This window comes from Acidisphaera sp. S103 (assembly GCF_009765975.1).
GTDB lineage: Bacteria > Pseudomonadota > Alphaproteobacteria > Acetobacterales > Acetobacteraceae > Rhodopila.
This window is the reverse complement of the sequence record NZ_LMUJ01000053.1, coordinates 1-17,706: the sequence shown is the minus strand read 5'-3', so window position 1 is coordinate 17,706 and position 17,706 is coordinate 1. Positions and strand designations below refer to the sequence as shown.

Sequence of the window (17,706 nt, the reverse complement as noted above, 5' to 3'; positions counted from 1 at the left end):
TCCCGTTCCTGTTCAAGCCGACCGTGGTAGACTTCAAACTTGAAGAAAAGCTTCAGGAGGAAGGCCCCGGTATCCTGCGTTGGATGATCGAGGGGGGCATCGATTGGCAGAAAAACGGGTTAACCCGGCCGCCCGTCGTCATCAACGCGACCAACGAATATTTTGCCGAACAGGATTTGGTCAGTGGGTGGATAGAAGATTGCTGCATCGTTGGGGTGGGTGAGCACGATACCGTTGCCGACCTCTTCAGAAGCTGGATCAGCCATTGCCTGGCAAACGGCCAGAAAACCACGACCTCGATATGGTTCTCACAGACCTTGGGCCGGCTTGGATATGAAGCAGTCAAGAACACTCCCGGCAAACACGGACACCGCGGCTTTAAGGGCATCGGCCTCAAATTGATCAAGACCGCCGATAGGACTCAGTCGCAGAAGGCCAACGATGAAGTTGCGACTGAGGCTGAACTTTCCGCGCGCTTTGGACAATGAGTGGGGCAGGTGGGGCGCATTGGGGCGCATTTCCCCTATATCGGCCCACGCGGGCGCGCACACACATAGGAGGGTGATACGGGAAACCTGCCCCCATCTGCCCCACCTGCCCCGTTTGGGTGATGAAAAGAGGGCGCTGATCAAATCCGAACCCCCTGAAATCGGATGCTTCCAACCTCGCCGCCAGACTGGCCGGCACTTTCCGGCGCTGCCCTGTCGTGCGCGCGCCCGCGCGCGAGACCGCTACTGTGTGCCGTTTGGGTATACGGTCCTGGCACGGTCGCCATGACACACAATAGACGGGTTACCGTGTGCCTTTTGGGTTGACGTGGATATTCCGGCGCACTATGCATTCAGGGTCTCAGACCCTCTAGGCACAACGGAGCGCACCACCGTGGCGAACAAGATTGGATATGCCCGCGTCAGCACCCTCGATCAGGACACGGCAATTCAGGTTGCTGCACTGCAAGCTGCCGGGTGCGGGATCATCCGGCAGGAGAAAGCCAGCGGCACCAGCATGAATGGCCGCACCGAGCTCCAAACCATCCTCGACTTCATATCGCCGGGCGATACGCTGGTCGTGACACGGATCGATCGGCTGGCCCGGTCCATTGGTGACCTGCAAACGATAGTGCGGGCGATCAAGGCTAACGGCGCGACCCTGCACTGTACGGAACAGCCCATCGATACAGGCACCGCCGCCGGTAAGGCGTTCCTCGACATGCTGGGCGTGTTCGCGGAGTTCGAGACGAACCTACGGCGCGAGCGCCAACTGGAGGGCATCGCCGCGGCGAAGGCGGCAGGCGTCTACAAGGGCCGCCCTGCGAAGCTGGCATCGGCGGTAGGCGATAAGGTGGCCGAGATGAAGGCCGCCGGGATGGGCGCTACAGAGATTGCCGACAAGTTGGGGATCGCTCGCCGCAGTGTCTATCGGCTGCTTGGCGCCGCGCAGGGGGATGTGTGATATGGCCTTCAACCCCGTCCATTGCGGCGCCTGCGGCTTCACCGAGGACCTGCACGAGCACCACATCGTGCCCCGCGGGCAGGACGGCCTGAACCTCCCAACCGTCTGGCTCTGCATCCCCTGCCACGCCGCCGTGCACAACAGGACGTGGGACCCAGACCACGGCATCTTGGTCCGGGCAGGGATAGCCAAGTCCAGGGCCAAAGACCCGACCAAATGGACGGGCAGGCGGCCGGACCTCGCCAACTGGGCCAGGGTTAAGGAACTCAAATCGGGCGGGATGGGTCCTGCCGCCATCGCCAAGGAACTCGGGATTGCCCGGAGCAGCGTCTATCGGATGCTGGAGACCGCCTCGGATTAGAACGCCACTCAGGTCCAACCCAAGTATAGATAGAGAGTAAGAGAGACAATACTATCATTGTGCTTGACGTTCAAGGGCAGTCGTCAATATACGATCCCGCATGCCTAAAATAGGTCCCCATTCCCGCCCCGGTGTTCTTGCAGTGATCGATGGTCGCCGTGCGGAAGCCAAGTTGATGCAGCGCCTAAAGGCCGACCTTGCAAAACACGTCGGCGGCAACCCCTCCGTCGTGCAGCAGATGCTCATTGACCAAGCGGCAATGCTGACGCTGCGCGTCCACTTGATGGACAAGGCATCGATCGCCGACCCGGAACTGAGCGAACGGAACGGTCGCCAGCGGCTTGCCTGGTCCAATTCGTTGACCCGCACGCTGCGCCAACTCGGCCTGAAGGCATCGCCACCTCCGAAACCGGCGATGCTGACCCCTCGCCAGATCATGGGCCTGGAACCGCGCCCGGAGGGACACCCGCGATGAGCGTGCATGACGGCGCGGCCATCGCCGAAGCACTGACCGACCCCAGCATGTTCGGCCCGCACTTCCGTGGCCCGTCCTGGGACGCCTGGAGGGCGTTCGTCGCCGCCCTGTTCGCCGCACCGATGACGGACGTGCAGATGGCCACGTTCCAGCAATGCACGGGGCGAACCGTCGCGCCGGTTACACCCTTCACCGAGGCCGCCCTAGTTGTCGGTCGCCGCGGCGGAAAGTCGCGGGTGCTGGCATTCGTGGCGGTCGCGCTGGCCGTGCTGCGTGATTACGAGGAGCACCTCAGTGCCGGCGAGGTCGCGACTGTCGGCGTGTTGGCTTCGACCACGAAACAGGGGCGGTCAATTTTCAACTACGTGCTGGGGCTGTTGCGGGAGATACCCAGCCTTGCCCCGATGATCGTCGGGGAAAGTAATGATACGATCCTGCTGTCCAACCGTGTGCAGATCGAGATCGCCGCGGCCTCGTTCCGGTCAACGCGTGGCTACACGTATTGCGCAGTCCTGGCGGACGAGATTGCATTCTGGCGCAGCGAGGAATCGCTCAATCCTGATGTGGAGATTCTGCGGGCACTGCGCCCCGGCCTAGCCTCGATACCGGGTTCCATCATGTTGCTGGCCAGTTCGCCCTACGCGAAAAAGGGCGCGCTCTATAACTCGTATCGACGCCATTATGGCCGGGACGATGCACGGGTTTTGGTCTGGAAGGCCCCGACCGAAACGATGAACCCCCGTATCGATCCGGCCATCATTGCAGAAGCATATGACGAGGACCCCGAGGCCGCGCGCGCCGAATACGGCGCCGAATTCCGCGACGACCTGGCCGACTTCATCACCCGCGAGGCAATCGACGCAATCACGATGTGGGGCCGCCACGAATTGCCGATGGAGCAGGGCGTCACATACCGCGCGTTTGTAGACCCGAGCGGCGGCGCGAGCGATTCGATGTGCCTGGCGATTGCCCACCAGGACGGCGATAGAGGGGTCCTAGACGCGCTGCTGGAGATCCGGCCGCCGTTCGATCCCGATATCGCGGTCGCCGACTGTTCCGCCCTGCTGAAGCGATACGGCATCGCCCGCATCGTCGGGGACCATTACGCCGGTCTGTGGCCCGTCGCTCGGTTCCGCGAGCACGGCATCACGTTCGAGCAGTCTGCCCGGGGCAAGAGCGATATTTACGCGGATTTCCTCCCGCTGGCGACCTCGGGCCGGGTGGAATTGCTGGACCACAAGCGGATGGCGGCACAGTTCGTGAGCCTGGAACGGCGAACCGGTCGGTCTGGCAAGGACAGCATCGCCGAACCCAAAGGGGCGCACGATGACTGCTGCAACGTGGTGGCGGGCGTTCTGGTCGGGCTCGACCTCGATCGGCGCCCCGCGCTGATCCGACAGCAGCAACTGCTGACCGACGATACGCCGCTGCCACTTCCGATGCCCGGGCACGCCCTCGGTTGTTTCGCGACGTTGTGCATAAGCAAAGTAGGCGAAATGGCCGTGGTCTACACAGCGCCCACGCGCGATGGGCCGCTGCTGATCCTCGATTTCGATGTCGGGCCGCTATCCAACAATGGATTCTCGCTGGTGGTCGATCGCCTCCTCGATCTGGGTAAGCTGTTAGGTGTGAGCCGAGAAGCGGCTATAGCGCTGTATGTTGAGCCAGCCCTTGTCCCCCAGGCGCGGGTCGCCGGCTTTCGTGCCGAGGCTATCCATGCCGACTACTTGGACGCGGAGTCGTTGCTTATCCCGGTTGCATTGGCGGTATCAGGCGGCTTGGTGAAAGTGTGCCAACCGGCCCACGACAAAGCCGAGACCAGCCCGTTCGGGGGTGCCCTGAATTTCCGGGGCGGCGACGCGGCGACGGACAATCCGTTGCGCACCGCCGCGTTGCAGGCGATTGCGCTTTCGGCGGTGCCGAGGCGAGCGATGCGGCGGGTTCAGTCGTGATCCGTAGACAAAGTAGACGATAAGTATAGAGAAAAAGAGAGAAAGACATATACTTAGTTTTATTCGGTGTTATGTGATTTAGTGCTTGCGCACGTGGTATTATCGGACCATATCGAAGTTATGAGCCAGTCTCCGAAGCTTCCGGTTTGCATAGCAGTTGCCCCCGAGCAGCTTGCGCGCCTCGACCAGATCGCGGCCGAACAGGATCGCTCGCGTTCGTGGGTAGCCAGCAAGGCCATCGAACATTTTCTTTCGAATTCGGCGGCTTCCTTTTCTTCGAGCCGAATTGGGGGTCAGACGGCTAGTGCCCCACCGGTAATAACCCCGGCGGGCGGCGGAGATCGCCTTCCTCGATCTCGCGGCCGCCACCCATCAGAGCAGGACGAACGTATGGACAGCACATCGCCACCCATCCTGGACACGCTGAACCGTCAGTTCGCTGCCAAGGCAGACCAAGGTCGGGCAACCCAGGCAACCCGTGACGCTGTCCACAAACGGAACGAGTATTATCTGAAAGGATTGACGAAGTGACACAAGCTGAACGCGAACGGGCGAATTTGCTGACACAGATTAACGGCGTCCAGCGCCAGATCGATGCCCTCACCCGGCCACGACCGGATCGTGAGTGCGAAGAAATCGCGAGTGCCCAGGCCCGCGCGGACAGTGTTGCGGGCATGTTCGGTGAGCCGGTGGCTCCGCCGATTTCTGGCGAAACGAGTCTGGCGTATCGCCGCCGGCTGCTGAAGAGGTTCATGCCTTATAGCCCGCGGTTCAAGGAAACCCGGCTGGACGGACTTGACGCCAGCGCCCTCGGCGCCATCGAGGACCACGTTTTCCATGATGCTGTAACCGCTGCCAGGAACCCCAACACAGCCGGTGTCACGGGTCGACTCGTCGCCCACAAATCCATCGATGGCGCCGGCCGCACGATCACCGAATTCTCCGGCGATCCGATGGCATGGATGGCGCCATTCATGACCTCGGGGCGCGTGGGTCATTTCAATCGCGCCAACGCAAGCGGGAAGGACTGATCAATGTCCAACGCCGTCGCCACGCTCCACGCCAAGGAAGTCGACTACTTGGCCCGTTTCAGTGCCAAGCAGGATCAGATCGCCAACGACGCCAATACCGGCCGGACGAAGTTCACCGAAGGCATGGCCGAAATGTGCGCCATGCAGCAACAGGAAATCCTGCGGCTAAATCGTATAATTCGCGACAACACAGTCATTCCCGAGCGTCATCCCGTGTCGGTTTCAGTCGCCACTACGATGAGGCCCAACGGGACGACGCGGGAGGTATGGTTCGCAGTTGCAAGCGATAAAAGCCTGTGGCTGATGTCGAATGAAAGTGGACCGCAACATCGTCGTTGGGAGCGGGTTCCGGGTCTGCCCCAAGCAGCCGACGAAGCGGATGGCGACCGGTAATGGGCTTCTCCGCCCAAATCGACATGCTGGGCCTGCGTAATGCCGCCGCACGCTACCACCGGCGTCGCCTTCGCCAGGCGGCCCGCCAGCGGCTACGCCGGCGCCTTATGGGGCCGTTCACCCGTATCCGCAGTCTGCTTCATGACCGTCTCAGGCGCCGGATCGTGCGCACCGAGGAGGCCGTCCGCGCCGCAGAGGACGGGGAGATCGCTGCCAACGCCGACCAGATCGAGCGGCTGACCGCAGCGGCAATCATCGGCTCACTCGTGGCGCGTGCCCAGCTTACCGACCTCGCTGCCGATCGTGTCGGCCGCGCCAGGCGCGAGGCGGCCGTCAGTGCCCTGATTCGTGTGCAAGAGCACACATCGTAACGAAGGAATGATCCGTGTCACAGCCAGCATTCAGCAAAACCCCGTTCAGCCTCACCCAGTCCAGCACACCGACCGCGTTGCTGGGCACGTCCGAAGCCCCCGTCGTTGGTAATCTGGTTGCAATCGAGATCACGGCCGCCACACCCGGCGCGCACATCTGGGCGTTCGACACCGTGACCGGGTCAACCGCACCGCGCCTCACACAGTCGGCCAACCTCGGCGGCAACCTGGCGCCCGGTGTTCGCATCGGATTCAACCGACCGTTCACCACCGGCCTGTCTGTGATGTCGACGGGCACCGTCAGCGGCAACGCGATCGTGCAGGTGGCATGATGGCCGGCGTGCAGGTCATTCGCATCCTCGGCGGCTTCAGAGAGGGATACCAGGACCACGCGACGGTTGTAGGCGAGACGCTGACCTGTGGCGATGCCGAGCCGTTCCCCGCCTTCCAGGCCCGCGCCGTGGCTGCGGCAAAAGCCGCCGGGGAGGCGTTCGTCGTCATCGGCGGCTTCCCAGTGCGAAGCCTGTGAGAACACAAGTTATCAGGGTCAAGGTGAGCGTTGAAAGGGTGGCGCCATGAGCACGCGGGCAATCATAGACGTTGAAATTCAGGACGCCGCGTGGGCGAAGTTCCAGGCGCAATACAAGGCCTACGAAGATGCGCTCGCTGCATCTCCCGCTGCGTGGAAGAAAGTAAATTCTGAAATCGATGGATCCAGGGCCAGTTTCGACAAACTCGTTGAGGCGGCCAGCGCGCGCCTCGTATCGGCCAAACTGAATGCCGATGCTGAGAAGGTCGCGGCCGACCAACTGAAGCGTCAGACCGGAGAGACGACCACCCAGGCGCGCGGTTGGTCATCGCTCGCAAAAGACAGCAAAGCCTTTGCCGGCCACGTGGTGGACGCAACCAAATCCCTGTTGCAGTGGTCTGGCGTCGTGACGGCGGTGAGCGGCCTCATCGGCGCTGGTGGCCTGTTCGGCATCGACCGCCTGGCGCAATCAGTTGCGGGTGAACGGAAAGAATCCAGCGGCATCCGCGTCACACCGGGCGAGTTGCAGTCGTTCAAACTGAATTTCGGCCGCGTCCTCGACAATCCCGCCGGCTTCCTGACCGGTGTTTCCGAATCCCTATCCGACGTCACCAAGGCCGGCTCATGGGTCGGCGTTGGCCTGAACTATGTGAACGAACGCAACAAAAAACCCGCCGATGCCGCTACCGATTTTCTACTCGCGGAAAAGCGCCTCGCTGATCAGACCCCACAATCGCAGATGGGGAACGTGTTTTCGTCCCGGCAGATTGGCATGACCGGTCAGAGCCTGGAAGATTTCCAGCGGATCAAAGACCGGCCGCTCGCTGAATTGTTGGATTACATCAAGAGCAACAAACGCGATTCCCGTAGTCTCGATCTTGATCCCGTCACGCAGAAGAAATGGGATGATTTCAAGGTCCAATTGGAGCGCGCCGGCGATATGATCGAGAAAACATTCGTTGTCGGCCTGACGAAGCTGACTGCCCCGCTTGGCCACCTGTCTGATTCGTTCGTCCACGTCGTGGACGCGTTCGCGGGTAGTGACCGTCTTAAGAGTTTCATCGATGAGATCGCGGTGGGGATGGATGCCTTCGCGGGGAAAATCGGGAGTGACGAATTCGCCAAATCCGTGACCGGCTTCGCTGACAGCCTGGGAACGCTTGCCAGTAATCTAAAGGCGGACCTCCCTGGGATCACGACCGTATTCAACGCCGTCGCTGCCATCGGTAATGGCATTGGCGCCGTGGCTGGGCCGTGGGTGAATGGGCGTCCGCCTGACCCGAACAACCCGTTGCCGAATGATCCACCATCCGGTCAGACGCCTGCTGCGCCCCCGTTCAGTTGGTTGAACCCAGGGTCGTGGCTGCACCATTCCGCCTATCGTGCGCCGCTGCGGCCGGGCGCGCCCGCCGAACTGTCGCCAGCGGCATTCCGTCCCGGCAACTTCTCCGGCGACATCTCGCCCGTGCTCCTGGCCTCCGTCGAATACCAGGAAAGCCGGGGCCGGGACGTCACGAACCCCCGCTCGGGGGCCGCAGGTTATTTCCAGTTCATGCCCGCGACCGCTCGGCAATATGGCGTCGATGTCCACAACGAGGCATCCTCGCTGGCGGGTGCGACCCGCTATCTTAACGACCTCAAAAGGCAGTTCGGCGGCGACACCGAAAAGGCGCTCGCGGCCTACAACTGGGGTCCAGGCAACCTGAAGCGCGATATCGATCGCTACGGTGCCGATTGGAAGCGGCATCTGCCGCGCGAGACCGCGCAATACATCGCGCAGATTGAGGGGCGCCTCCCGAAGACCGCGCCCGTTCAATACGGCCACCAGTTCAAGGATCGGTCAGTCCAGGTTCAGATCCACAACAACACCGGCGGCAACGCGCATGTCACCGCATCGATGCTCTCCGCGTAGCCGATGCCCAGCCCAGCCACACCCGAGGCGAGCATGGATTTCGACGAACTCCTGCGCCGCAAGGGAAACATCGAAGCGTTGCTAACCACGCTCGGGGCCGCCGACGACCTGGCCGCGCAGGTGTTCCATGACGCGGCGGTGCCGGTTAAGACCTGGTTCGATCTGCGGCAATTGATGCACGTGGCGATCTGCTTCGAGGCATCCCGAATCACCGCGGCGATGACAGCCGCTGCTGAGGTTGTCCGGGCCGCTGCGGAGGCGACGAAGCATTGAGCGCGGTCATCCCCTCCAGTCGCCTGGTGCCCCGGATGCCCCCAGATGCGGGGATCGCCGGACGCCTGTCCGGACGCTTGCTCGACCTGGCTGAACAGGTGCGCCGGCTCGATCCCCCAGGGCGGTGTGACCCCGAACAGTTCTGGCGGAACAAGACGGAACTCGCCGGGCAGATCGCAGCGCTGGCTTGGGATGCGGGGGAACGGTTGAGGTGATCCGATTTCTGTAGGGCACCGCCGGGTTGTGAACCCAGGGAGCGCGAGCGAGCGGAAGCGGTTCACACGCAATATGCGTCGCGAAGCAACGCGGGTTCGGCCGATTCTGCGCCGGTTGCGACGCAACGTTTAAGCGCGCACTTCCGACGACGGCTCCGTTTGCACTCCGCCGCGTGTGACGGTTCGGATCATCCAAGGGGGCTTCACAGTATGAAGGCCCTTGCGCCCCAGGGTATCAGCAGCGTTGACCCCCTTCCGCCGCCAGGTTGGACAACTTGTCCACCCTTTGCCTACAGGGTGTCGGTAATAGCTACCCCCTTCGCCGCCCGATACCGCGCCACCGTGGCGCGCTTTCCCATGCGCAAAACTACGCAGGGTCCGCTTACCGTGCGGACCCTGCACCATTTCGTGCCGTTCAAAATCAACGGGGTGCGCGCGGTGCATCGCGCTGGACTGCGGTTTCGCTTTGCCCGGTCTTCTTGGCGGTATCGGCGGTGAAGCGTTCGGTATCGGCTCTGACACGTATGTCGCCAACTTGGCGACTTACGCCGGGGTTCCCTTGCTTCGTCTCCGGGTGCAACGCCTCATACGCTTCCTTTCGGCGCCAAGCCCGCGCGCGATAGGCAACTTTGAGCACCCCGCATTCGGGGAGCGCAAAATCCTTCCTACACCTCGCGCCGCCCGCGAGAGGCAACAGGCAGGTCAGGGTGCGCACCGTGCCCTACCGTAACAAAACGGCGTTGCGCCAGATGGTTGAAATCACGGACGAAAGGTGCGGCACGGTGCCGCACCTTCTACCAGTCCAATTTTGGACCCAATGAAATCAATGTTCAGCGCGCCGCGCGCGATCGATGTTCTCCGGTGAGAGCGGAGAACCCCCCTTTTGCGCCAGATCGACCCCGAAGGTTGGACAACTTGTCCAACCTTTACTTGGCGAGATGTTCCACGGTGGAACATCTGGAGAATTTCCCAGAAAGGCCCCCCAATGCGCAACTTGCGCATTGGCGAAACTGGTCCAAGTTGAACCAGTTTCGCGGCGTCTCACCGCAAAACCTACACTATGCCGGCGGCATAGTGTCCAAATGGATAGTCTCACTGGCTACGTCGCAAGTGAACGGAAAAGGCCGCCCGGAAGGACGGCCTCTATCTGATAACGGTTATCCTAAATCACCCCGCCGGCTTAGGCTTTCGCTTCCGCAGAGTGACGACTTCCGCCGTCTCGGTAGTGCCGGGTCGCTTGCCTGCCGAAGCCCCCCATACCGGCGTATGGCCCATCTCATCGATCAGAGCGTCAATCCGGCCGGCCCAATACCACTCCTTCTGATCCTTGGTCATGTTGCGCAGGTATCTCCTGCGAACAGGCAGCGTGACGACCTTGCCATCCGTGTCGCTCATGCCGCCGCACTCCCTGCTGGCCTCGGTTTCCGCCGCGGCGGACTGTTCGCGGGCGGCTTGTAGGGGAACGTAGGCGGCTTGGCTGGTGGCGCCTCGCCAGCGGCCAGGAACGGGCGGGTCATGCGTCCTCCAATACCCGCGGCGACCCCGCCGGCTTCGGTTTTCGTCGGCGTGTTGGCGGGAAGAGCGGCACCAGGAACAACTTCGGCGTCTGGAGCGTCGAGGGCCGGGGTCCTGAGAACAGCCTACCGCCGTTCAGCCGGATAAGGGCGGCCGTTTCGTTGATGAGCCGGAGAAGCTCGCCCGGCTCATTATCCGACCGTCTGGACCGTCCGCCTGGAGGAAACGGGATGATATTGCTGGTCATGCCGCCAGCCCCCGCCGTGCCAGTTCGTCAGTGTATCCGCGGATTATTTGGTCGCTTACGGCTCCGATGCCCCGTGCGCCTTCGAGCCTCTCTCGCAACTTGTCGTCCGTCATGAGGGCCGGCATAACCGATCGGCGGGCCTCGGCCGCCTTATCGTCCTCCACGGCTTGGACCTTCGCGTCTAACTCAGCCATCTTCGCGTCCCGCGCCGCCCTGTGTTCGGCAACCTCCCTGGCCGACGTAGGCGGTGCCCAATGGGCCGTTGAGCAACTGCCTGGACGCGGAGGCCACACGAAGCCGGCCGCCACACCTTCGGCGACCCGGACCATCAGTTCCTCAAAGAGGTTATCGCACTCGATGTTTCCTTCGACGTTGATGGTTGCCCAGGTCAATGCCGCGCGCGCCATCGCAGCACAACCGGCCAGAGTGGTCGGAGATCCACACTTATCAATCAAATCGGCCGCGCGATTTTGCTCGTCACAGACTTGCTCATAGCGCGCATGGTTCGGGCCAAAATCCGGCGCGTGCTCATCGTGATCCTGAAGCAGGAACCACTCGGTTTGGAGTGATACGAACTGGTCATACAAGGCGATCAGTTTCGCGTCGGCGTCCGGCTTCGCCGCGCTGGCCAGCGCCGGCACAGTCAGGCCGGCGGCCATCGCCGCCAGGCTGAAGCCGATCGCGGATCGGCGGGTGGGTGTGGTAGGGGTGTTGGTAGCCGTAGGCATGATTCCATCCTCGTGTTTGTGGTTGGGCGCGGGCGGGTGGTGACTCACCTGTCTGCGCTGCCGGCTCTTCGGGTCCGGTTCAATTACGCTATTACGTCACTACGGCATACGCAATCCTTTAATTACGTCATTCCATAAAAATGTTGCGGCGTAGTTCCGCTATGGCGTAACTATTCAATATGAAGATTCTCGGCCTACTCTCACGCAAGGGCGGCGTCGGCAAAACGACCCTGGCACTGCACCTCTCTGTCATGGCGCAGGAGGCTGGCCTTCGTGTGCTACTGATCGACCTGGACCCCCAAGGGTCAGCCGCGGCGTGGTGGCAGGCCAGGGAAGCCGATGCGCCGCAACTGGACGTGGCGCAGCCGGGACAACTTGAGAGCTTGCTCGATAAGGCCCGCACCGCTGGCATTGATCTTGTCATCATAGATACGCGCCCCTCGGTCGAGGCAGACGCCGTCCAGGTCGCATCGCTGTCTGATTACGTCCTGGTCCCGACGCGGCCGGCAATCCTGGATCTCCGGGCCATCCTGGGGACGTTGGACATCGTGAAGGGTGGCAGGCACCGGGCCAGCATCGTCCTGAATGCCTGTCTGGCGCCGCGGGGTGGGGTAGGGGAGGCATCATCGACCAGTGATGCCAGGAAGGCCCTCAAGGCATTCGGTGTCCCCGTCGCCCCGGTGTCGATCGTTCAGCGTGCGCCATTGGCACACGCCCTGGTCGGCGGACAAGCGGTATCCGAGACCGAGCCGACCAGCAAGGCCACCAAAGAACTCCGCGCCCTGTGGCGCTATGTCGAGAAGGAGATGGGTAAGTGAAGAAGCCGACGTTTACCGCCGCGCTTGCGAAGGAGCAGGACGCCGTGCCGGATCCGCCCGCTAAGCCGAAGGACGACAGGATCAACACGACGCTCCGCATCAGCCCAGAAGGGCTGGAGGCGCTGAAGAACGTGGCGGCGGCCAAGCGTATCCGCGTCAACGACCTATTGCTGGAGGGGGCCGAATACGTGCTGTCCCTCAACGGTCGAAAGATGCAATTACGTAAATGAGTAGTGGTGCTGTGGTGTAATTATGGCAACGTCCTATAGCTACGCGTGGGAGAAATTATACGACGCCGTTCGCACCCTCGCTCATGGGTCCGATCCGTTGGCCGTGAGATTGAGAGACGCCTACACGGGCGCCCTTATCAGGCTTCAGGCGCGGGATTTTCCAGACCCAGACTTGTGCGAGCGATTCATCCTTTTGAAGGAAGAGATGTCGCCGCAGGGGCGAATCGATGTTGCGCTTGCCTCTTGGGGGGAAATCGACCTGCGCCGAATCGCCGATTTGATACTCAGCCTGTACGACGCCGTTGCTCGAAAAAAGGGCGACCTATGACCGACCCCACGGCTACCGGACGCATCGGCTCCAGCTGGCCTAACCAACTAGCCACGAATCGCTCACCCGTGGCACCGTAAACAATTCGATCGCGAAGGAAGCCGCCTAACCCAGACCCCATAACGCACGAAGGCCCGCCGAAGCGGGCCTCAGGAGTGCTAGCCAAAGCCAGAAACTGGAAGGTGTGAGAACCCCAGTTTCAGCGAAGGCCGGCAAAAACGCAAGCCCCATCTTGCGACGGGAAACTGCGACCTGGCGCCATCTTCGGCTGACCTCCGGCACAACCGGAGCCGCACACCCATGCCCAACGCCAATCCGTACCATTCTGGTTCCCTATTCGGCCCCGGCCCCCGCCGGCCGCTCGATCGCGAACAACGCGCCCGGTTCCGGTTTCTGCTAACCGCGCACCGTCGCGCCCGTCGTCTGACCCCCCACGCTGAACTGATCGGCAACGCGCTGGTCAAGCGGCTGTCCGTGGACGGTCAGTGCGATCCAGGCCACGACACGATCGCCGCCGACGTCGGGTGCTGCGCTAGGACCGTCAGGCGGGCACTAGACGCCTTGCGGGGGCTGGGGCTGCTGGTGTGGCAGCGGCGGATCGTGCGGGAGGGCTGGCGCACGGCACAAACCTCTAACGCCTACCTGTTGGTGCCGGCGGGAGATAAAGCGGCAAATTTGCCGGTTTATCGGTCAAAAGCCTCCGGCGGACAATCTGGCCGTCAAACCCGTCAAATAGAGATTCATCTACCTCGGCCATCGCCGGCAGAGGTCGCAGCAGCCCAGGCAGCCCTGGCTCAGCGTCGTGCCGCGATCGAAGCAAGGCTGCTCGGCAAGGGGAGTGGTCGCGGGGACAGAGTGGAACCCTAGACAAACCAAAGGGAGCCGTGAGGCTCCCCTGGCAGTTGGCTCCCTTTCGGGCAACGGTCATCCGGCAAAGCCAGAGCCGCGATAAGATAATATATATCTGAAATCCCGCAAAGATCAAGGTCGAAGGGTAGGCAGCCACTTCAATACCCGCATTAGAACCTCGTTGAAGTCCGCTTCCGACAGTTTCGGGATTTTGCCTTTGACCTGAGAAAGACGGCTGGGTGCAACCGTGTAGAGGTGATTGCAAACGGCCCAGTTGCTTTGACCGTCGATGATGTCGCGGGGCAGCGCATACGCCCAGGGGCTACTTCCTTGCGGCTCGGTCGTGGTCGGGACCACCAGGCAGGGGCCATGAAGCAGGTTCTTGTAGGAGATGACGATAATGGGCCGCGTCTTCCACATCTCAGGAAGCTGCGCATCCCGCCAAAAATCGCACCAATAAACTTGACCCAGCTTGGGCGCGGCGACGATGCGAGTTTGAACCCGCGGCGGCTTTTGCTCAGGTTGAGGGCTTTCTGGTGCCGGTTCGGTTTCGATCGTCATGTCATGTCCTTCATCGCCTCCGGAGGGTAACGCAACCCTCGGCAATTTGAAAGAAGTTTTCTTATTTGAGTATTTTCTCTTGCGACACCGGCCGCCAAGCGCGTAAGGAGTCTCTCGACGCTGGAGATGATTAATGGCGACGACTGCGCAAGCGATTGAGCGATTTGCACTCGTGACGGGTATTCCCGAGCCGCATGTCGGCCGCGTGGCTCGTATTCTGCAACTGGCCAAGGGCGCGGATATGAAGAGCCTTGACCTGTGGCCGACTGGCAAGCAGGGCGGCGGCAAATCCGCGGTGCATATCCAGCCATCTCACGTTGTTAATTTGGCAATCGCGCTGGCAGTCGCGGATCCGATTACGATCGGGCCGGGAAGAGTACTCGCGTTTCGCGACTTGGTCCTTCAGCCGCCTGAAGGCACGTCCGCCTTCGGTGACATGTTTGACGGACTGATCGATCTTTTCGCCCGTCCCGAGGGCAGAAAGGCGCGTCTTACCATGCATAGGTATGGCGCCGGCGTACTGCTCTATCCTACCCAGCGTCCTTTGGCCGTGTTTGAGCATCACCACGACGACAAGCAAACCTTTTACCTAAACTTCGCCGCACGCCCCGAGGATCCGCTGACGCCGGCTTTGCACATGCGCGTCCGAGTAATGGGCATCACGAGGATTGGGTCCATAAACATCAACATAATCGAAATGATGTCTGATCTATGGGCGGACTCACGGTCAAAAGTCCCGGCTTTTGCGGAGATGCCCCCGCTGTTTCCAGTCAATCCCTTTGACCGGGAAAGTCTGTAGTCGACTATTCTCAGGAGATACCAACATGCCGGCAAAAACTCCCTTATCAGCCCTCTCACGTGAAATGAAAGGCATTGTCGTTCAACCGGAACTGGTGCCGGTTTATCGCCAGTTTTGGAACAAAATCGTCAACGGCGATCTGCCGGTCGAAATAGTCAATGGTCGGTATTTTTGCGATCCTCGCGCCGTCGCCGAGGCCCTCGGCCTGACCCTCAAAGACGCCGCCTGACCCCGAAACAGAAACCGCGCACCCAGGGCGGGATGCGCGGCTCGTAGGCAAGGCGGGGATTAACGATGGCTTCCGATACCACACGTCCGTCCGCACGTCACGCGGATACCGCTTGGCTCACTGGCATGCAGGCCGTCAACGACGAGGCGGTCGGCCTTCTAGATGTGAGCATCATTGATGCCAGCGCCGGCGTCGATCTGTTGGTTGATGCTATGCGCGGTGACCCCGAGGCCGCCGCACTGCTTCAGGCGATCAGGCAGGCAGCCGATCGCGTTCGCAAAGCGCCGCGGCGCCATCCAGCTCTGTGCATCTGTTGCCCGCGATCAGTCAAGCGCATCAGGCCCGGAACCGTGTTCGGCATCGCCGTCCCAGCCACCCCAAACCCAACTGGGGCGATCGGATTCGTGTTCTGCGATCGGTGCGCGGCCGACCGCAACACCTTGGCGGCAAAGGCCGCTGATGGTTTGCGGCGCATCTGGCCGACCTTGCGCCAGGTCGAGATCACCCATCCGGAGGGCGGCCGGGCGTGAGCGCATCCACCGGGACATCCGAATTCGTCTCCGCGATGGGGCCTGTCGCCCGGGAACTGCTGGGCGACCCGGACGACATCAACAAGATCAAGCAGGAACTGAGGTGGGGCACACGCGGCAGTTTCAAGGTGAGCCTCGATACCGGCACATGGTTCAACAACGAAACCGGCCAGGGCGGCGGCGTCCTTAAATTCGTTCAGGATGAAAAGCACCTTGATAAGGACGGTGCTATCGCGTGGCTCCAGGAACGTGGACACATCTCCAAGCCCGCCACTGTCCAGCAAATAGCGTGGTACGACTACCTCACCGCGTCCGGGGAGGTCCTGTTTCAGGTCGTTCGCTTCAAACCCAAGGATTTCCGACAAAGGCGGCCGGACGGCAAGGGCGACTGGATCTGGAAAACCGCCGGGCTGCAACTGATCCCGTACCGGCTTCCTGAAGTCGTCCGGGCGATCGGTTCGAAACAAACGGTCTATATCGCCGAGGGGGAGAAAGGGGTACAGGCCCTGGAATCCATCGGCTTGACCGGAACGTGTTCACCTGGCGGCGCTGGGAAATGGAGGGCGCGCTACAATTCGACGTTCGCCGGCGCCGATGTCGTGGTGTTGCCAGATAACGATCCCCAGGCGGTCGATAAGGTGACTGGCGAGCCGCGCTGGCACCTAGACGGCCGGCCTGTGCTGCCGGGGCAGGATCACGCCGCCGATATCGCGCGGAACCTGTCCGGCGTCGCCAGGCGTGTCCGCGTCGTCATGCTGCCCAACCTGCCGATCAAGGGCGATGTCGCCGACTGGATCGCTGCTGGCGGCACGGCGGCGCAGTTGGAAGAGATCGCCGCCGGCGTTCCCGACTTCGACGCTGCAGCCAACCCCAAGCCCAAGCCGGCGCCGGCCCCCACAACCAGCCTGGAGGGCTTCGACCTCACCGAGGACGGCATCGCCCTCGCCTTCACCAAAGAGCATCAGGACGCCCTGCGATACGATCACTCGATCGGAAAATGGTTTCAGTGGACCGGCAAGTCGTGGCGCCAGGATGAAACCAAGGTGGCCTTTTCATGGTCGCGCCGAACCTGTCGTCAGATCGCCAGAGAGGCCAACGCCGAAGATGGTGAACTTCGCACGATCGCCAGGGCCGCCACTGCCGCAGCGGTAGAGCGGTTCGCGCAATCGGATCCTCTGCTGGCGGTCACGTCAGCCATCTGGGACCGTGACACATACTTGCTCGGCACCCCCGGCGGCACGCTGGACCTTCGGACGGGCGAGCTGCGCGACCCGACCCGCGAGGATCACATCACTAAACTAACGGCCGTGACCCCATCCGTAATGCCTGAATGCCCGAAATGGCTGGCGTTTCTTGAGCAGGTCACCAAAGGCGATACCGGCTTGATCCGCTTCCTGAAGCAGTGGTGCGGCTACTGCCTGACCGGCGACGTGAGCCAACACGCGCTCCTGTTCGCCCACGGGCCGGGCGGCAACGGCAAGGGCGTGTTTATCAACACGGTGTCGTGGATCATGGGCGACTATGCCATCGCCGCGGCAATGGACACCTTCGTCGCGTCTGACGGGAACAACCATCCTACCGACCTCGCCATGCTGCGCGGCGCCCGGATGGTAATGGTGAGCGAGACCGAAGAGGGCCGCGCCTGGGCGGAGTCCCGCATCAAGCTGCTGACCGGCGGCGACAAGATACGCGCCCGGTTCATGCGGCAGGACTTCTTCGAATATATGCCGCAGTTCAAACTGAACTTCATCGGCAACCATAAGCCCGTGTTAAAGAATGTTGATGATGCAGCAAAACGCCGAATCAACATGGTCCCGTTCCTGTTCAAGCCGACCGTGGTAGACTTCAAACTTGAAGAAAAGCTTCAGGAGGAAGGCCCCGGTATCCTGCGTTGGATGATCGAGGGGG

The 17,706-nt window shown here is 61.8% G+C and carries 23 protein-coding genes and 1 pseudogene; 21 read left to right on the top strand and 3 right to left on the bottom strand.

Annotated elements, in window-relative coordinates; genetic code table 11:
* The 14 genes and pseudogenes from GSQ89_RS16385 to GSQ89_RS16320 form a co-directional block, all read left to right on the top strand.
* Positions 1-488: pseudogene (locus GSQ89_RS16385) on the top strand (hypothetical protein); the annotation flags it as partial.
* A 394-nt stretch (positions 489-882) separates the two neighbouring features.
* A complete protein-coding gene (locus GSQ89_RS16380) occupies positions 883-1,452 on the top strand; it encodes a recombinase family protein (RefSeq protein WP_158927090.1) in 570 nt (189 codons plus the stop codon).
* 1 nt (position 1,453) lies between these two features.
* On the top strand, positions 1,454-1,813 hold the full coding sequence (locus tag GSQ89_RS16375) for a helix-turn-helix domain-containing protein (RefSeq protein WP_158927088.1): 360 nt from the start codon (positions 1,454-1,456) through the stop codon (positions 1,811-1,813).
* Positions 1,814-1,955: 142 nt separating this feature from the next.
* Positions 1,956-2,288 (top strand): hypothetical protein, encoded by a 333-nt coding sequence (locus tag GSQ89_RS16370; RefSeq protein ID WP_216856205.1) that lies wholly within the window; start codon positions 1,956-1,958, stop codon positions 2,286-2,288.
* A complete protein-coding gene (locus tag GSQ89_RS16365; protein WP_216856204.1) occupies positions 2,285-4,240 on the top strand; it encodes a hypothetical protein in 1,956 nt (651 codons plus the stop codon). Before GSQ89_RS16370 ends, GSQ89_RS16365 begins: the two co-directional genes overlap by 4 nt.
* A 390-nt stretch (positions 4,241-4,630) precedes the next feature.
* Complete coding sequence (locus GSQ89_RS16360) at positions 4,631-4,771, top strand: hypothetical protein (RefSeq protein ID WP_158927086.1); 141 nt, start codon at positions 4,631-4,633, stop codon at positions 4,769-4,771.
* Positions 4,768-5,271: a hypothetical protein gene (locus GSQ89_RS16355; protein WP_158927084.1), complete on the top strand. Its 504-nt coding sequence runs from the start codon at positions 4,768-4,770 to the stop codon at positions 5,269-5,271. Before GSQ89_RS16360 ends, GSQ89_RS16355 begins: the two co-directional genes overlap by 4 nt.
* Before the next feature lie 3 nt (positions 5,272-5,274).
* Positions 5,275-5,664 (top strand): hypothetical protein, encoded by a 390-nt coding sequence (locus GSQ89_RS16350; protein ID WP_158927082.1) that lies wholly within the window; start codon positions 5,275-5,277, stop codon positions 5,662-5,664.
* A complete protein-coding gene (locus tag GSQ89_RS16345) occupies positions 5,664-6,035 on the top strand; it encodes a hypothetical protein (protein WP_158927080.1) in 372 nt (123 codons plus the stop codon). Before GSQ89_RS16350 ends, GSQ89_RS16345 begins: the two co-directional genes overlap by 1 nt.
* Positions 6,036-6,049: 14 nt before the next feature.
* Positions 6,050-6,367: a hypothetical protein gene (locus GSQ89_RS16340; protein WP_158927078.1), complete on the top strand. Its 318-nt coding sequence runs from the start codon at positions 6,050-6,052 to the stop codon at positions 6,365-6,367.
* Positions 6,367-6,564, top strand: a complete 198-nt coding sequence (locus GSQ89_RS16335; RefSeq protein WP_158927076.1) for a hypothetical protein — start codon at positions 6,367-6,369, stop codon at positions 6,562-6,564. Before GSQ89_RS16340 ends, GSQ89_RS16335 begins: the two co-directional genes overlap by 1 nt.
* 46 nt (positions 6,565-6,610) lie before the next feature.
* Positions 6,611-8,476 (top strand): lytic transglycosylase domain-containing protein, encoded by a 1,866-nt coding sequence (locus tag GSQ89_RS16330; RefSeq protein WP_158927074.1) that lies wholly within the window; start codon positions 6,611-6,613, stop codon positions 8,474-8,476.
* A 33-nt stretch (positions 8,477-8,509) separates the two neighbouring features.
* Entirely contained in the window at positions 8,510-8,749 is a 240-nt protein-coding gene (locus GSQ89_RS16325) for a hypothetical protein (protein ID WP_158927066.1), read from the top strand.
* Entirely contained in the window at positions 8,746-8,964 is a 219-nt protein-coding gene (locus GSQ89_RS16320; protein WP_158927064.1) for a hypothetical protein, read from the top strand. The genes GSQ89_RS16325 and GSQ89_RS16320 overlap by 4 nt, the downstream gene beginning before the upstream one ends.
* A 1,167-nt stretch (positions 8,965-10,131) precedes the next feature.
* Here GSQ89_RS16320 and GSQ89_RS16315 read toward each other — a convergent pair.
* Both GSQ89_RS16315 and GSQ89_RS16310 read right to left on the bottom strand, forming a co-directional pair.
* Positions 10,132-10,359 (bottom strand): hypothetical protein, encoded by a 228-nt coding sequence (locus GSQ89_RS16315; RefSeq protein WP_158927062.1) that lies wholly within the window; start codon positions 10,357-10,359, stop codon positions 10,132-10,134.
* Between the two features lie 363 nt (positions 10,360-10,722).
* Entirely contained in the window at positions 10,723-11,454 is a 732-nt protein-coding gene (locus GSQ89_RS16310; RefSeq protein ID WP_158927060.1) for a hypothetical protein, read from the bottom strand.
* Positions 11,455-11,633: 179 nt separating this feature from the next.
* Between GSQ89_RS16310 and GSQ89_RS16305 the strand changes: the two genes are divergently transcribed.
* From GSQ89_RS16305 to GSQ89_RS16295, 3 genes are read left to right on the top strand one after another with little or no spacing between them, the layout of a single operon-like run.
* Positions 11,634-12,272: a ParA family protein gene (locus tag GSQ89_RS16305; protein WP_158927058.1), complete on the top strand. Its 639-nt coding sequence runs from the start codon at positions 11,634-11,636 to the stop codon at positions 12,270-12,272.
* Entirely contained in the window at positions 12,269-12,502 is a 234-nt protein-coding gene (locus tag GSQ89_RS16300) for a hypothetical protein (protein ID WP_158927056.1), read from the top strand. Before GSQ89_RS16305 ends, GSQ89_RS16300 begins: the two co-directional genes overlap by 4 nt.
* A 22-nt stretch (positions 12,503-12,524) precedes the next feature.
* Positions 12,525-12,830, top strand: coding sequence for a hypothetical protein (locus GSQ89_RS16295; RefSeq protein WP_158927054.1), 306 nt, complete (start codon positions 12,525-12,527; stop codon positions 12,828-12,830).
* Positions 12,831-13,811: 981 nt separating this feature from the next.
* On the opposite strand, the gene GSQ89_RS16290 is transcribed toward GSQ89_RS16295, so the two are convergent.
* Entirely contained in the window at positions 13,812-14,240 is a 429-nt protein-coding gene (locus tag GSQ89_RS16290) for a type II toxin-antitoxin system PemK/MazF family toxin (protein WP_158927052.1), read from the bottom strand.
* 133 nt (positions 14,241-14,373) lie between these two features.
* On the opposite strand from GSQ89_RS16290, the gene GSQ89_RS16285 reads away from it, so the two are divergent.
* From GSQ89_RS16285 to GSQ89_RS39245, 4 genes are all read left to right on the top strand, one after another.
* The gene (locus GSQ89_RS16285; RefSeq protein WP_158927050.1) at positions 14,374-15,039 is read left to right on the top strand and encodes a hypothetical protein; all 666 of its coding nucleotides are present in this window, start codon (positions 14,374-14,376) and stop codon (positions 15,037-15,039) included.
* Between the two features lie 25 nt (positions 15,040-15,064).
* Entirely contained in the window at positions 15,065-15,268 is a 204-nt protein-coding gene (locus GSQ89_RS16280; protein WP_158927048.1) for a hypothetical protein, read from the top strand.
* A gap of 125 nt (positions 15,269-15,393) precedes the next feature.
* Positions 15,394-15,798, top strand: coding sequence for a hypothetical protein (locus tag GSQ89_RS16275; protein ID WP_158927046.1), 405 nt, complete (start codon positions 15,394-15,396; stop codon positions 15,796-15,798).
* A partial coding sequence (locus GSQ89_RS39245) for a phage/plasmid primase, P4 family (RefSeq protein WP_254073239.1) occupies positions 15,795-17,706 on the top strand: 1,912 nt, incomplete at its 3' end. The genes GSQ89_RS16275 and GSQ89_RS39245, both read left to right, overlap by 4 nt.

What these genes read in the sequence shown, in the direction of transcription:
- GSQ89_RS16375 (WP_158927088.1), top strand. Translation starts at nt 1,454, where the DNA reads ATGGCCTTCAACCCCGTCCATTGCGGCGCCTGCGGCTTCACCGAGGAC.
- GSQ89_RS16365 (WP_216856204.1), top strand. Translation starts at nt 2,285, where the DNA reads ATGAGCGTGCATGACGGCGCGGCCATCGCCGAAGCACTGACCGACCCC.
- GSQ89_RS16360 (WP_158927086.1), top strand. Translation starts at nt 4,631, where the DNA reads ATGGACAGCACATCGCCACCCATCCTGGACACGCTGAACCGTCAGTTC.
- GSQ89_RS16350 (WP_158927082.1), top strand. Translation starts at nt 5,275, where the DNA reads ATGTCCAACGCCGTCGCCACGCTCCACGCCAAGGAAGTCGACTACTTG.
- GSQ89_RS16345 (WP_158927080.1), top strand. Translation starts at nt 5,664, where the DNA reads ATGGGCTTCTCCGCCCAAATCGACATGCTGGGCCTGCGTAATGCCGCC.
- GSQ89_RS16335 (WP_158927076.1), top strand. Translation starts at nt 6,367, where the DNA reads ATGGCCGGCGTGCAGGTCATTCGCATCCTCGGCGGCTTCAGAGAGGGA.
- GSQ89_RS16330 (WP_158927074.1), top strand. Translation starts at nt 6,611, where the DNA reads ATGAGCACGCGGGCAATCATAGACGTTGAAATTCAGGACGCCGCGTGG.
- GSQ89_RS16325 (WP_158927066.1), top strand. Translation starts at nt 8,510, where the DNA reads ATGGATTTCGACGAACTCCTGCGCCGCAAGGGAAACATCGAAGCGTTG.
- GSQ89_RS16315 (WP_158927062.1), bottom strand. Translation starts at nt 10,359, where the DNA reads ATGAGCGACACGGATGGCAAGGTCGTCACGCTGCCTGTTCGCAGGAGA.
- GSQ89_RS16310 (WP_158927060.1), bottom strand. Translation starts at nt 11,454, where the DNA reads ATGCCTACGGCTACCAACACCCCTACCACACCCACCCGCCGATCCGCG.
- GSQ89_RS16305 (WP_158927058.1), top strand. Translation starts at nt 11,634, where the DNA reads ATGAAGATTCTCGGCCTACTCTCACGCAAGGGCGGCGTCGGCAAAACG.
- GSQ89_RS16295 (WP_158927054.1), top strand. Translation starts at nt 12,525, where the DNA reads ATGGCAACGTCCTATAGCTACGCGTGGGAGAAATTATACGACGCCGTT.
- GSQ89_RS16290 (WP_158927052.1), bottom strand. Translation starts at nt 14,240, where the DNA reads ATGACGATCGAAACCGAACCGGCACCAGAAAGCCCTCAACCTGAGCAA.
- GSQ89_RS16285 (WP_158927050.1), top strand. Translation starts at nt 14,374, where the DNA reads ATGGCGACGACTGCGCAAGCGATTGAGCGATTTGCACTCGTGACGGGT.
- GSQ89_RS16280 (WP_158927048.1), top strand. Translation starts at nt 15,065, where the DNA reads ATGCCGGCAAAAACTCCCTTATCAGCCCTCTCACGTGAAATGAAAGGC.
- GSQ89_RS16275 (WP_158927046.1), top strand. Translation starts at nt 15,394, where the DNA reads ATGCAGGCCGTCAACGACGAGGCGGTCGGCCTTCTAGATGTGAGCATC.